The sequence below is a fragment of the Azorhizobium sp. AG788 genome (assembly GCF_004364705.1).
In the GTDB taxonomy this organism is placed as follows: domain Bacteria; phylum Pseudomonadota; class Alphaproteobacteria; order Rhizobiales; family Xanthobacteraceae; genus Azorhizobium; species Azorhizobium caulinodans.
In genome coordinates this window covers 72,002-84,970 of record NZ_SOBM01000002.1, presented here as the reverse complement: position 1 = coordinate 84,970, position 12,969 = coordinate 72,002, and the positions used below count along the sequence as shown (strand labels likewise).

Here is a 12,969-nt window from a genome sequence, read left to right as displayed (position 1 = left end):
GAGCTGCTCGGGCCGAGCGCGCCTCCAAGTGAGGCACGCCGGCGTCGCGCGAACTCAGGCCTTCTTGCGACGGGCGGGAGCGGCCTTCTTGGCCGGCTCGGGCGCCGGCTTGCGGCCAAGTCCGAGGCTCCGGGCGAGTTCGGAGCGAGCCGCCGCATAATTGGGAGCCACCATCGGATAGTCGCGCGGAAGGTTCCACTTGGCGCGATACGCATCCGGCGTGAGGCCGTAAGCAGACTGAAGGTGACGCTTCAGCGACTTGAACTGACGACCGTCTTCCAGACAGATGATATAGTCCGGGGTTACGGACTTCTTCACGGGCACGGCGGGCTTCAGCTCTTCGACGGGCGCGGCTTCCGCAGTATTTCCGCTCAGCCCGCGCAGCGCGGCGTGGACTTTTACGATCAGGTCGGACAGATCGCTCTGTGCGACAGTGTTGTTGCCCACATAGGCGGTGACGATATCAGCAACCAGCTCAAGCGTGGCGCTATTCTGGGGGTCTAGGCTCAACAGGCTCTCCCGTTGTCGGTTTGATTGTCTGACGCCGCGCTCCCCCGTATGCCCCGCAAGCGGCGTGATTCCGGAACAGCCCCTTAATACGGCACTTTTCGCTAAAGTGGTAAGAATAAATCAGGGGCGGACATCTTCCGCCCCAGGCTGCGGATTGCGGCTAATTCAACCCGCATTGCGCATGATTTTATGCGGCCAAGTTTTGCGCCCTCCCCCACCGATACGCAGCCGCGCGGATGCCATGCGGCTTTAATATAGTCCAATTCATGAGGTTTTATGATACCGTCATTTATCGGACAATGCGAAGCCGAAGCGCATTATTACTGACATGTCGAGGCGCCTTATTATTCTATTGGTCACTATCTCTGCCTCGCATCGCGCACAAAGTCCGGGCCGCTGATGCACGGACGGACGATGCGACGGGCGCTGGAGGGAGGGTGTGCGACCGCGCGCCTTGCCACCGGCGAAGGCTTTGCACATGAGCGGCGGGAGAGCCCAGCGTCGGCAACTCCCCGCGGTGCCTGCGGCAGAAGGACAGGCAATCGCCGATGGCAGCCGGCAGCGACCGAGAGACAGGACGCGGAATCTCGCGCCCTGTCCTTAGAGTGATGCGCCGCCGCAGACGACGATCTGCTGGCCGGTGATGCTCGCGGCTCCGTCCGAAAGCAGGAAGGCTGCCAATGAGGCCACTTCCTTCGGCTGCACGAGACGGCCCATCGGCGGCATCTTCGGCGTCACGGACGCGCGGCTGGGGTCCTGAAGCATGGGCGTGTCGGTGGCACCGGGCGCGATCACGTTCACGGTGATCCGACGCGGGGCGAGTTCGATGGCGAACGAGCGAGCCATGCCGACCAGCGCCGCCTTGGTCGCCGCATACTGAGCCCGCCCGGCCGAGCCGGCCGCCGTGCGGCTACCGATCAGGACGATGCGCGCGCCCTCGGGCATCGCGGCCACCGTGCCTTCGATCATCTGCTCGGCCGCATCCACATGGAGGCGCCACATGGCCTTGCCGTTCTCCGGGTCCAACGCTCCCAGCGTCCCAACGCGCAATATGCCGGCGGCATGGATGAGGGCGTCGAGCGGCGCCAGATCCAGCAGGGCCTCCGCCAGCGCGCCGCGCTCGGAGATGTCCACCGGGACATGCGTGAGCGCCGGATGTTCCTGCCCGGGCTGTCCGCGGCTGAAGCCGGTCACACGCCATCCAAGCGCCAGCAGTTGGCTCGCGATCTCCGCGCCGATGCCGGAGCTCACGCCGGTGACGAGCGCGTGTGGCACGCGCCCGCCACCTTCAGACGAGACAGCACTCATTGGCCGTAGGATCGCGCCTGCGCGCGGATCTTCTCCACGTCGAAGTTGTTGATGTCGTTGATGAGATCGTTGGTATAGATCTTCGAGAAGTCGGAGATAGCGAGGTCGTTCATCTTGGCCTCGGTGACGAACTCATCCTCCCGGATGCTTCCCATCTTGGCTCCCGGATAGGGCGGGAGATACAGCTTGATGCGGCGGCTGATGGCCTCCAGCACCGACTTCACGGCCTGCTCCTCACTGGAGCCGCGCGGCGCGGTTTCGGGATAGAGCTTCAGGAAGGCCTTCGCCCCTGCCGCCGGATTCTCCAGAATGAAGTAGGATGCCTTGGCCGTGGAGCGACCGAAGCCGACGAAGAGTTCGCGCTCGGCCTTGATGCGCTCGCGCAGGCCCATAAGGAACTGGCCGCCGATCATCGGCAGATTGTTCGGCCGCTGCACCAGCTCCATGGGAATGCCGGCACCGTCGATGATGCCGAAGCCCGTGTCATAATAAGCCAGCGCGTCGATGGCGCCCCTCTGGAGCGCGACACCGGCAGGCACGCCCGCGCCCACCGCCGTCCATTTCACATCCTTGTCCGGATCGATGCCGAGCTGCTTCAGCACGTTGCGGGTGACCGGATATTCCGTACCGCCGAAGTCGGAGACGCCGATATTCTTGCCCTTGAGGTCGGTGTAGCTCTTGATGGTCGAGCCCGGCTTCACCGCCACGTCCCACTTGTAGGGATAGGTGTACTGGTAGAACCAGAGCGCGTTGCCCCATTCGCCCTTCGCCAGGATAGGCAGGGCATAGGACGGCACGCCGATGCCCACGTCGACGTCGCCCTTGTTGGTGGCCACCTGCACGTTGGCATTGCCGCCAAGCGCCATGCCCTGAACCTTGAAGCCCTCCTCGGCATTGTAGCCGAGCGCCTCGCCGATCAGCAGGTTGATGACGCTGGCGTTGATGGACTTGAGGCCGACGCCGACCTTAACCGTCTTCATCGGCTGCGCCACGAGGGCGCGCGGGCCGAGCGCCAGCGCCGCGGCAAACGCCCCGCTCGCCTGGAGCCACTGTCTGCGTGTGATCATGTTCGTCTCTCCCGGAATTTATCGTTTCTTTTGTCGTTATTTGCGGCCGCGATCCGCCCAGTGCACCACGCGCGCCTCGAGGCCGCGCACGATGCCGTGGAGCAGGATGCCCATGGCGCCGAGAATGACGAGGGCCGCGAAGACGCCGGCCACGTCGGTGACGGCCTGCGCCTGCGTGATGACCACGCCCATCCCCTGCTGAGCCCCGAGGAACTCCGCGACAATGGTGCCGAGCAGTGCATAGACCACCGCCATGTCGAGCCCGGCGAAGATGTAGGGCGCCGCATTCGGCAGCTTCACGATGCGATAGGTCTCGAAGCGCGAGGCGGAGAGCGAACGCATGAGGTCGATGCGCTCCGGCTCCACCGCGCGCAGGCCGGTGAAGCTGTTGATGAGCATGGGAAAGAAGGCCAGCAGCGCGGAGATGGCAATCTTGGAGCCATCGCCGAAGCCGAACCAGATCACCACCAGAGGGGCGATGGCGACCTTGGGCAGGCTCTGCAGCGCGAAGGCATAGGGCATGAGCAGCTTTTCGATCACCCGGCTCTCGGCCATGAGCGAGCCGAGCAGGAGGCCGAGACCGGAGCCGATGGCGAGGCCGATGGCCGCATTCTTCAGCGTGCCCCAGAGCGGCAGATAATAGCCGAGCGGGCTCGCGGGGCTCACGGCGAGGCCCGACCAGAGCGCGTTCCACACCGCCGCCGGCGAGGGCAGGATGTAAGACGGAATCTCCATATATTTCACCGCCAGCGCCCAGCCGGTGAACAGCAGGACGAGGCCCACCAGCATGATGGCGGTGCCGTTGACGCCCCGGCTCGCCTTCTTCTTGCGCCCGCCCGGATGCACGACCGGATTGCTCTGTACCGTCTCGATGCCGACGGAGGTGGGCACGATGGTGCTCTTTGCCTCGCTCATCACTCGTCTCCCTGGGCGTTGAGCAGGCCGCGGATCTCCTTGGCGAGAGCCGGATAGGCCGGATGGCTTATGATGCTGTCGTTGCTGCGCGGACGCTGGATCGGCACCTCCAGCTCGCGGATCACCCGGCCGGGACGCGCGGACATGACCACCACACGGTCGGCGAGGAAAATGGCTTCCGAGATGGAGTGGGTGATGAGCATCACCGTCTTCCGGCTCGCCTGCCAGATGCGCTGGAGTTCGAGGTTCATGCGCTCGCGCGTCAAGGCATCGAGGGCGCCGAAGGGCTCGTCCATGAGCAGCACGCGGGGGCTGCGCACCAGTGCCCGGCAGATGCCGGCCCGCTGCTGCATGCCGCCGGACAGCTCATAGGGATAGCGGTGGCCGAAATCCTTGAGGCCCGCCACGTCGAGCAGGCGGTCGATGTTCTCCACCTCGCCGGTCTGCCTGCCGCCGACGCGCAGCGGCAGAGCCACATTCTCGCGCACCGTCAGCCACGGCAGCAGGTTCGCAGCCTGGAACACCACGCCCACGTCGCGGGAGGGGCCGGTGATCGCCTTGCCGTCGAGGGCCGCGGTGCCGGTGTCATAATCATCGAGACCCGCAAGAATGCGCAGCAGTGTGGACTTTCCGCAGCCGGAGGGGCCGACCACGCAGACGAACTCGCCTTCCCTGATATCGAGATTGATATTGGACAGCGCGTGCACCGCGCCGTCCGAATAGGTCTTCTCAAGATTGCGGATGCGGATGAGATCGCGCGCCGAGCCGGCGGCGGGATCCATCGGATGGGCTTGCGCGATGGCAGCCATGGGCGTCTCCCTTTCTCTGTTCTGGCGGCGATCAGTCCGCCTGCGCCCAGTCGGGCGCAACGCGGACGTGCTTGATGGCGCGGCGATAGTAGGTGAAGGCGATCTGCAGCATGCCATCCGGCGTCTGCGTGATGGACGGATAGGAGAATTCGCGGTTGAGGCCGTCCTTGGAATTGTTGGTCATGCAGTAGCCGTCGCCAACCTCAAGGTTGCGCAGGACCGGCCAGGAGCTGCCGCCATCGGCGGAGAGAGCCAGCGTCAACGGCGCCCGCGGCGCCCCCCAGAAGGCGGTGCGGCCGGCCGGCTCGGGCGGTGCGGAAGACGCTGCGAAAGCTGTCGGCGCGCTGTCATCCTCGATGTCGTCATAAAGCCCGGTGCGGCGGTCGGTGGCGTCCTTGTGGCTGGAATTGTTGAACACCAGCGCGATGCGCCCGTCCGCCAGCACGGTCGCCTGAATGGAGGAATTGTTGTTGGGCAGAACCGTCGGCTCGGGCGCGGACCAGATGCGGCCGTCCGCAGAGCGGCTGAGATAGATGAAATCGGCCCAGCGGCTGCGGTAGAGCGCCACGAGGCCCTCCTTCGTCTTCAGCACGTTCATATGCACGCAGCCGAGGGAATGGGGCACCACATGCTCGCTCCATGTCCGCCCCTGATCCGCAGAGACCCGCACGGCGCTGATGTCGCGATCACCCACCCACTTGGCGCCCGGCACGCTCACGCAATGGAACACTGGGATGACCCAGGCGCCGTCATCCAGCAACACGGGCGGCTGGCGCACGAAAAGGCCGAAGCCCTCCGGCGCCTCGAACAGCGTCTCGATGGGTCCCCAGGTCACGCCATGGTCGCGCGAGACGCGCTTGCGCACCATGGAGGTGTCCTGGTTGCCGGAAATCTGCGCCGTCCAGATGAGCCAGAGATCGCCGCTTGGCGTCGGGAACAGGATCGGGTTCTGCTCGGAACGCGTGCCGTCGTCCGAGAGCTTCTGCGGCACCGTCCAGCGGTCCGAGCCCTTCGCGAGGCGCGAGAAATAGACCGATATGTCGGGAATGCCTTCCTGTGTCCCGCCAAACCAGACGGTCGCCAGATCACCATTGCCGAGCACAGCGATGTTCGCGGCATGGTTCTGGACACAGGGCGAGGGCAGATAAGCCTCGGTGCGCGCCGGATCCCCCTCGCGCGGATGGAGGATTCCGGTGCGCTCCGTCAGGCCAGCGGGCTCGATGGCGGTGGGATGGCTGCCCATCTCAATAAGCCTTCTCATAGATCGCAAGAATGTCCTCGCGACTCATGTCGCGCGGGTTGTTGTCGAGCAGGCGGCGAATGGCATGGGCCTCGCTCGCCATGACAGGCAGGTCGTCGCGTGGCACATCAAGCGCGGACAGACGCATCTCGCAGCCGAGGCCGGCGCAATAGCGATGGGCGGCCTCGAACACGTCCGCCTGCCGCGACGCCGCGCCGAGGCCCAGCGCCGCGATGACGGCGGCAGTCTTCTCCGGCATGGCCGGGGCGTTGAAGGCCAGCGTGTGCGGAAAGATCAGCGCATTGGCGGCGCCATGGGCGATGTGATGACGGGTGCCCAGCGGATAGGCCACAGCGTGGCCCGCCGTCGTGTTCACCGGCCCGAGGCAGAAACCGCCATAGAGCGAGGCGAGAGATAGACCCGCCCGCGCCTCGACATCGCTGCCATCCGCCACGGCGCGAGCGAGAAAGGCGCCAACAAGCCGCACGCCCTCGAGCGCATACATGTCGATGAGCGGATTGGCTTTGCGGCTGGTGTAGGCCTCGACGCAATGGGCGAGGGCATCCACACCCGTCGCCGCCGTCACAGCGGGCGGCACGGTCAGGGTCAGCGCCGGATCGATGATGGCGATGTCCGCCAGCATATGGAGGCTCTGAACCGCGAGCTTGTTCTGCGTCTGCGGATCGGTGATCAGCGCGCGCGTTCCCGCCTCGCTGCCTGTGCCGGAGGTGGTCGGCACCTGCATGAGCGCCGGGCCCTTGGCTCTCACCTTCTCCGGACCCACGACCTCGGCCAGCGTCTGCCCGCTTCCCGGCAGCACCGCCACCAGCTTGGCGAGATCCATGGCACTGCCGCCGCCGAAGCCGATCACGAGATCCGGCTTGGTCGCCTCGGCGAGGGCAAGGGCGGCTTCAAGATTGGGAACATCCGGTTCCGGCTTCACCGTGCCGAAGACGGTCACTGCGCCATTCAGTTCCAGCACATAGATGCGGGCGGCGTTGAAGGCGTCGGCCACGACCAGTATGCGCGAGAAGCCTTGCGCGGCGGCCCAGCGGCCGGCGATGGGCGCCGTTCCGGCACCGAACTCGACCACCCGTGGGCGCTGCAGCGCAAGCGGCGTCGCGAGGCTTGCGCGGGAGACGGGAGACGGCGGGACGCCGGCGCCCGGATCATCGGCCCGCAGGCGCAGGACCGGGCCGCTCATCGGACCCGTCCATGTGCGGGCACGCGCCCGGCCACGGGACGCAAAGCGTCAAGCCAAACCTTGTGCATTGTCCACCCATGTCTGTTGCTCGGCGGGCGAGAGACATCGGCGGACGCGCCGCATTCTGCGGCACCCTCTCAACGTCTCCTGCCCACGGCCTCTGTCGGGCCTTTCCGGAAAGTGAACAGCAGGACACAGATCATGTCAACATGTTGTAATAACCCAGACACAACACGAAGCCGCCAAACCCAGGTTGAGCAGGAAGACAAGGCACCTTGACGAACATGTCATGAGTTGTAATGGATAGTTCATGGCCGGATCAGCTTCCCAACCGTTACCTCAGCCCCCTTCCCCGCTGGTGCAGCGGGTGCATCACCAATTGCGGGCGCGCATCACGTCCGGCGAATATCCGCCGCACTCACGGCTGCCGGGGGAGCACGACCTCTCGGCCCTGTTCGGCGTGTCGCGGCCTGTGGTGCGCGAGGCCCTGCGCCGCCTGCGGGAAGACGGGCTGGTCTTCTCCCGGCAGGGCGCCGGCACATTCGTGCGGGGTCCGGAACCGGAGAGCGGCAAGGCCCTCGCCTATGCGCCCGTCGGAACCATCGCGGATGTGCAGCGCTGCTACGAATTCCGCCTCGAGGTCGAACCGGCGAACGCCTTCTATGCGGCACAGCGCAACAATCGCGCAGCCCTCGACACCATCGAGCGTGCGCTCGATCTGCTGCGGGACACCACCTATGCCCACCGCCATCGGGAGGATGCGGACTACGCCTTCCACATCTCCATCGCGGAGGCGTCGAACAATTATTTCTTCCTCTCCTCCATGCAGGCGCTCAAGGAGCACATCACGGTGGGGATGAAACTGCATGGCCTCTCCCTGCTCGGCCCGTCCGGCGATCTCGCCGCCGTCCTCGAGGAGCACGCCTCCATCTTCGCCGCCATTCGAGACCACAAGGCGGAAGAGGCGCGCGACGCCATGAGGCGCCACATCCAAGGCTCCTACGACCGCCTGTTCGAGGGCAAGGTGCTCGACCTCGCCCTGTGACGCCCCCCTGGACAGCCGCGCAGGACTTACAACATGCTGACAGATGGCGGGGGTGACCAACAAAACCCCGCCTCGCCTTCCAGACGTGCCGCGAACGCAATGAGTCCGGCCTCCGCGCCGGGTCGCCCGATGAGCTGGAGGCCGAAGGGAACCTCTCCGGGCCCGCAGGGCGCCGGAAGCGTGACGACCGGAAAGCCCACCAGCGAGACGATGAAAGTGATCGTCAGATAATCAAGGATGTCGGCCAGCGGTCGCCCGTCCATCTCCATGCGTTCTCCCTCGGCATTCGGCCAGGGCAGGACAGAGGCGGCCGGCGTCACCAGCACATCATATTGCTCGAAGAAGCGGGTGAAACGGCGCCAGAGCACTGTCCGCGCGGCTTCCGCCGCCAGATAGTCCTGCGCCGTGAGGCTGCGGGCCGCCTCCACATTCCAGCGCACGGTGGGTGACACCGGCACGTTTCCGTCAACGAATGCACCATAGGTTCGCGCGATCTGCGCCGCCCGCAAGGTGCGGAACGCCAGCGGTGCACCCGCGCAATCGGGCGTTGCCTCTACGACCTCGCCCACAACGGCACGCATCTCGTCCACCGCACGTGCAAAGCGCCGGCGCACCGCTTTGCAGACGGGCGCGACGGCGAAATCCGGCGTCACGGCGACCCGTCTGGGCGGGGCATCCGGACCGGCGGCCAGAGCGGTCGAGAGCGGATCATAGGCGTTGGGCGCGGCCATAGCCTGAAGCAGCAGCGCCGCATCCTCGACCGAACGGCCCATGGCGCCATGGGTGGCAAGGCCGGTCCAGCCCAGTTCACGGTCTGGATCGGCGATGACGCCGATAGCAGGGCGGATCGACACCACGCCGCAGAAGCTCGCGGGCGTGCGCACCGATCCGCCGAAGTCCGTGCCATGCGCGAGCGCCGACATACCCGTTGCCACCGCCACCGCGGAGCCGCCCGACGATCCGCCGGAGGTGAGCACGGGGTCATAGGGATTTGCGGTCGGCCCTTGCAGATCATTGACGCAGACGGCGCCGAAGCCGAATTCCGGCGTATTCGTCTTGCCGATAATGACGGCGCCTGACCGCCGTAGCCGCGCCACCACGGGATCGTCGGCCTCGGGCACCTCGCCGGCAAAGGCGCGCGAGCCGAGCGTGGTGCGCAGGCCCCTCGTACGCGTGAGGTCCTTGATGGCGACCGGCAGGCCATGCAGCGGCCCCTGCCGTTGCGGGCTGGCATCAAGTTCGCGCGCGCGTCGCCGCGCGCCATCCGCATCGACCGTGATGAAGGCCTTCAGGTGCGGTTCGAGCGCCGCGATCCGCGCCAGATGCTCTTCCACCGCCGCGCTGGCCGTGCAGGCACGGGTCGCGATGCGGCGTGCGAGGTCCGCGGCGCTCGCCCATGTCGGAAGGCTCTGTCCGGCCGCAGTGATACTTTTCACGCCATCCTTCTCCAGATCTGCCTGTTCACAAGGCGCATGCCCCATCGTCAGCATCAAAGCGAAATTCACAAAGTCCTGACTGAAAATACATTTTCAGCTTTTGGCATACCACTTGCTGAGAGGAGAGCACGCAAGATGGATGCCGGATGGAATGATGCAGACAGGGACCCAATCCGAGGGCGGCCGCGCGCTGGTGGTGGATGGCGTCACCCATCGCTACGGGTCGAGCACCGCGGTGGAGAACATCAATCTCGACATCCGCTCCGGCGAGCTGGTGGCTCTGCTCGGCCCCTCCGGCTGCGGCAAGACCACCTTGCTGCGCATCATCGCCGGCTTCATCCGCCAGACGGAAGGCCGCATCATCCTCGGCGACGAGGTGGTGGATGATCTGGGGCCGAACCGCCGCCGCATCGGCATCGTGTTCCAGAACTATGCCCTCTTTCCCCACTTCTCGATCGCCGAGAATGTCGCCTATGGCCCGGCCGCGCAGGGCGTATCCAAGGCCGAGCGCGAGGCGGAGACGAAACGCCTGCTCGATCTGGTGAAGCTCGGGCATCTCGCCGACCGCCTGCCGCGCCAGCTCTCCGGCGGGCAGCAGCAGCGCGTGGCACTCGCCCGCGCGCTCGCCATCAAGCCGCGTATCCTGCTGCTGGACGAGCCCTTCGCGGCGCTCGACAAGAATTTGCGCCTCGACATGCAGATCGAGATCAAGCGCCTCCAGCGCCTCTCCGGCATCACCACGGTGATGGTTACGCACGATCAGGAAGAAGCTCTCTCCATGGCCGACCGCGTGGCGGTTCTGAGCCAGGGACGCCTCGAACAGTTCGCCTCGCCCACCGACATCTATGACCGGCCGGAAAGCCTGTTCGTGAACACCTTCGTCGGCAGCGCCAACCAACTCGCCGGTCAGGTTCTCTCCGCCGAGACGGGCGGCGCCATCATCCGCCTCGATGCGGGCGCGGAACTCCATGCCCGCACCCCCTCCAGTCCCCTGGTCGCCGGACAGCGCTGCACCGTGTGCCTGCGGCCCGAGCATCTGGAAATCGCCGACGACCCGTCGGGCTTTGCCGCCGTGGTGGAAATGGGCCTGCCGCTCGGCCCCACGGTTGTTCACGAGGTGCGCGGTGCGGATGGCGCCGGCATCAAGGTGTCCGAGCCCCGCCGCGCCGGAACGGCGCTGCTGGCCACCGGCACGCCCGTGCGCGTGCGCCCCCTCTCCGCCGACCTTGCCACCGCTTATCCCGCCGCCTGAGCCTTTCGAGGAGAAGACCCTGATGGACCTCAACCGCCGCTCCCTGTTCAAGACCGCGCTGGCCCTCGGCGCCATGCAGGTCTTCCCCGGCATCTCTTACGCACAGGCGCGCCCGCTTGTCTTCGCGACCTTCACCGGCAGTTGGGAGGAGGCGCACAAGGCGGTCCTCGTGCCCGCCTTCCGCAAGATGACGGACAACGCCCCCATTGTGCTCGATCCGATGCTCTCGGTGGATCAGATCGCCAAGGTGAAGGCGGCCGCCGCCAACCCGCCCATCGACGTGATGCTGCACGATCCCGGCCCGGCGCTGATCGCCATCGGCGAGGGGCTGGTGGAGCCCTATCCGGTGGCCAAGAGCGCCTATTACAAGGACCTCATCTCCGAGGCGCAGGTGGACACCGGCCCCGCCCCCTTCTTCCAGGTGGTGGGCCTCACCTACAATCCCGAGACGGTGAAGACCCCGCCCACCTCCTGGGCGGACCTCTGGAAGCCGGAGTTCAAGGGCCGGGTCGGTATCACCAACCTCAACTCCACCCTCGGGACGGGCTTCCTGGTGGAAATCGCCAAGATGCACGGCGGCTCCGAGGCCAATGTGGACCCGGGGTTCGCGGCGCTTGAAAAGCTGAAGCCCAATCTGGCGGCGGTGGCGGCCAATCCGGGCGCGCTGGCGAGCCTCTTCCAGCAGGGGCAGGTGGACATCTCCCCCGGCAATTTCAACGCCATCCAGATCCTGAAGGCGCAGGGCGTGCCGGTGGAATTCGTGGCGCCAAAGGAAGGCGCCATCGCCTTCAAGACCACCATGCACATCGTGAAGAACTCGCCCAATCAGGAGCTGGCCTTCAAGCTCATCGAAGCGGCGCTCTCGCCCGAGGTGCAGGCCAAGCTCATGGCCGCGCCCTATCTGGTGGTGCCCACCAACAGCAAGGTGCCCATGACCGGCGAGATCGCGAAGGTGCTCGCGAAGGATGCGGACGAGATGAAGAAGAAGTTCGTCTTCCAGGACTGGAAGACCATCAACACCCAGCGCTCCGCCTGGATCGAGCGGTTCAACCGCGAAATCAAGATCTGAGCCTGTGCCACGTGATGCCCCGGCTCGTCCTGGGCATCCACGCCGCGCCGCCCGCGCGCTCCTGAGACGTCAGGTGTTGTCCGCCCACATCTCCGCGGCGCGCCCGCCACAGCGCCTTGGATGGCCGGATCAAACCCGGCCATGACGAACTGAGAGGGTGCGCGAACGATCAGCACCGTCTGACGATAAGCACACCTTTTTCTCCGCCGGCTTTGGCCGGCGGGCACATCCAGACCAATGCCCAACCAAGGCCCCTTGCCATGGCGACCACCGCGCCCACCGCCTATGACGTGAAACTCGCCTTCCCTTTAGGCGCGTTTCTCGCCGTCTTCTTCCTCGCGCCGCTGGCGGTGCTGCTGGTGCTGAGCTTTCAGGCGGACCCCAAGGGAACGGCCTATGGCCTCCACCAGTATGGCCAGTTCCTCGGCGATGCCTTCAGCCTCGGCGTGTTGGGCAACACGCTGCTGCTGGGCCTCAAGGTCACGGCGCTGTGCCTACTCATGGGCTATCCCGTGGCCTATGCCTATACGCGCGTCGGGCCGCGACTGAAGAGCCTCATCATCCTCATCGTGCTGATGCCGCTCCTCACCTCCGTGGTGGTGCGTACCTTTGCCTGGATCGTCATTCTGGGGCGGCAGGGCATCGTCAATTCCGCCCTCATGTCCATGGGAATCATCTCGACGCCGCTGCGCCTCATCTACACGGACCTCGGCCTCGTGGTGGCACTGGCGCAAGTGCAGATGCCGCTCATGGTGCTGCCGCTCATCACGGCCATCGGGCGTATCGACCCGAACCTCACGGACGCCTCGCTCTCGCTGGGCTCCGGCGCCTGGCGCACCTTCCTGCGGGTGACGCTGCCCCTCTCGCTGCCGGGCATCATCGCCGGCTCCATGCTCACCTATGCGGCGGCCATCACCGCCTTCATCACCCAAAGCCTCGTGGGCGGCGGGCAGATGCTGTTCATGCCCATGTACATCTATCAGCAGGCCTCCACGCTCCAGAACTGGCCGTTCGCGGCCGCTATTTCCATCATCTTCCTCGTCGCCGTTCTGGCGGTGGTGATGGTGTTCAACCTGCTCGGCCGCCTGTCGCGCGGCTATGCCAGCGCCTGAGG

At 65.9% G+C, this 12,969-nt stretch carries 12 protein-coding genes; 4 read left to right on the top strand and 8 right to left on the bottom strand.

All coding sequences use genetic code 11. The features are described 5' to 3' along the window. Positions 1 to 54: 54 nt before the first annotated feature. The 7 genes from DFO45_RS04395 to DFO45_RS04365 form a co-directional block, all read right to left on the bottom strand. The gene (locus DFO45_RS04395; protein ID WP_012170508.1) at positions 55 to 510 is read right to left on the bottom strand and encodes a MucR family transcriptional regulator; all 456 of its coding nucleotides are present in this window, start codon (positions 508 to 510) and stop codon (positions 55 to 57) included. Between the two features lie 600 nt (positions 511 to 1,110). Then, entirely contained in the window at positions 1,111 to 1,785 is a 675-nt protein-coding gene (locus DFO45_RS04390) for an SDR family oxidoreductase (RefSeq protein WP_348633839.1), read from the bottom strand. A 29-nt stretch (positions 1,786 to 1,814) separates the two neighbouring features. Next, the gene (locus DFO45_RS04385; protein WP_012170506.1) at positions 1,815 to 2,885 is read right to left on the bottom strand and encodes an ABC transporter substrate-binding protein; all 1,071 of its coding nucleotides are present in this window, start codon (positions 2,883 to 2,885) and stop codon (positions 1,815 to 1,817) included. Between the two features lie 36 nt (positions 2,886 to 2,921). Then, entirely contained in the window at positions 2,922 to 3,800 is an 879-nt protein-coding gene (locus DFO45_RS04380) for an ABC transporter permease (RefSeq protein WP_133863930.1), read from the bottom strand. After that, positions 3,800 to 4,609, bottom strand: coding sequence for an ABC transporter ATP-binding protein (locus tag DFO45_RS04375; protein ID WP_133863929.1), 810 nt, complete (start codon positions 4,607 to 4,609; stop codon positions 3,800 to 3,802). Before DFO45_RS04375 ends, DFO45_RS04380 begins: the two co-directional genes overlap by 1 nt. 31 nt (positions 4,610 to 4,640) lie before the next feature. Beyond that, positions 4,641 to 5,852 (bottom strand): exo-alpha-sialidase, encoded by a 1,212-nt coding sequence (locus DFO45_RS04370; protein WP_133863928.1) that lies wholly within the window; start codon positions 5,850 to 5,852, stop codon positions 4,641 to 4,643. A 1-nt stretch (position 5,853) separates the two neighbouring features. Continuing rightward, positions 5,854 to 7,053, bottom strand: a complete 1,200-nt coding sequence (locus tag DFO45_RS04365; RefSeq protein ID WP_133863927.1) for an iron-containing alcohol dehydrogenase — start codon at positions 7,051 to 7,053, stop codon at positions 5,854 to 5,856. A gap of 310 nt (positions 7,054 to 7,363) precedes the next feature. Here DFO45_RS04365 and DFO45_RS04360 point away from each other — a divergent pair, with 310 nt between their 5' ends. Then, the gene (locus DFO45_RS04360; protein ID WP_012170501.1) at positions 7,364 to 8,098 is read left to right on the top strand and encodes a FadR/GntR family transcriptional regulator; all 735 of its coding nucleotides are present in this window, start codon (positions 7,364 to 7,366) and stop codon (positions 8,096 to 8,098) included. A 26-nt stretch (positions 8,099 to 8,124) separates the two neighbouring features. Here DFO45_RS04360 and DFO45_RS04355 read toward each other — a convergent pair whose 3' ends face one another. Next, complete coding sequence (locus tag DFO45_RS04355; RefSeq protein WP_245517950.1) at positions 8,125 to 9,534, bottom strand: amidase; 1,410 nt, start codon at positions 9,532 to 9,534, stop codon at positions 8,125 to 8,127. 154 nt (positions 9,535 to 9,688) lie between these two features. Here DFO45_RS04355 and DFO45_RS04350 point away from each other — a divergent pair, with 154 nt between their 5' ends. From DFO45_RS04350 to DFO45_RS04340, 3 genes are all read left to right on the top strand, one after another. After that, positions 9,689 to 10,786 carry an ABC transporter ATP-binding protein gene (locus tag DFO45_RS04350; RefSeq protein WP_133864403.1) on the top strand — a complete coding sequence of 366 codons (1,098 nt, stop codon included), beginning with the start codon at positions 9,689 to 9,691 and terminating at the stop codon, positions 10,784 to 10,786. 22 nt (positions 10,787 to 10,808) lie between these two features. Beyond that, a complete protein-coding gene (locus tag DFO45_RS04345) occupies positions 10,809 to 11,855 on the top strand; it encodes an ABC transporter substrate-binding protein (RefSeq protein ID WP_133863925.1) in 1,047 nt (348 codons plus the stop codon). Between the two features lie 260 nt (positions 11,856 to 12,115). Beyond that, positions 12,116 to 12,967: an ABC transporter permease gene (locus tag DFO45_RS04340; RefSeq protein WP_133863924.1), complete on the top strand. Its 852-nt coding sequence runs from the start codon at positions 12,116 to 12,118 to the stop codon at positions 12,965 to 12,967. Positions 12,968 to 12,969: the final 2 nt, after the last annotated feature.

What these genes read in the sequence shown, in the direction of transcription:
- DFO45_RS04385 (WP_012170506.1), bottom strand. Translation starts at nt 2,885, where the DNA reads ATGATCACACGCAGACAGTGGCTCCAGGCGAGCGGGGCGTTTGCCGCG.
- DFO45_RS04380 (WP_133863930.1), bottom strand. Translation starts at nt 3,800, where the DNA reads ATGAGCGAGGCAAAGAGCACCATCGTGCCCACCTCCGTCGGCATCGAG.
- DFO45_RS04375 (WP_133863929.1), bottom strand. Translation starts at nt 4,609, where the DNA reads ATGGCTGCCATCGCGCAAGCCCATCCGATGGATCCCGCCGCCGGCTCG.
- DFO45_RS04370 (WP_133863928.1), bottom strand. Translation starts at nt 5,852, where the DNA reads ATGGGCAGCCATCCCACCGCCATCGAGCCCGCTGGCCTGACGGAGCGC.
- DFO45_RS04365 (WP_133863927.1), bottom strand. Translation starts at nt 7,053, where the DNA reads ATGAGCGGCCCGGTCCTGCGCCTGCGGGCCGATGATCCGGGCGCCGGC.
- DFO45_RS04360 (WP_012170501.1), top strand. Translation starts at nt 7,364, where the DNA reads ATGGCCGGATCAGCTTCCCAACCGTTACCTCAGCCCCCTTCCCCGCTG.
- DFO45_RS04350 (WP_133864403.1), top strand. Translation starts at nt 9,689, where the DNA reads ATGCAGACAGGGACCCAATCCGAGGGCGGCCGCGCGCTGGTGGTGGAT.
- DFO45_RS04345 (WP_133863925.1), top strand. Translation starts at nt 10,809, where the DNA reads ATGGACCTCAACCGCCGCTCCCTGTTCAAGACCGCGCTGGCCCTCGGC.
- DFO45_RS04340 (WP_133863924.1), top strand. Translation starts at nt 12,116, where the DNA reads ATGGCGACCACCGCGCCCACCGCCTATGACGTGAAACTCGCCTTCCCT.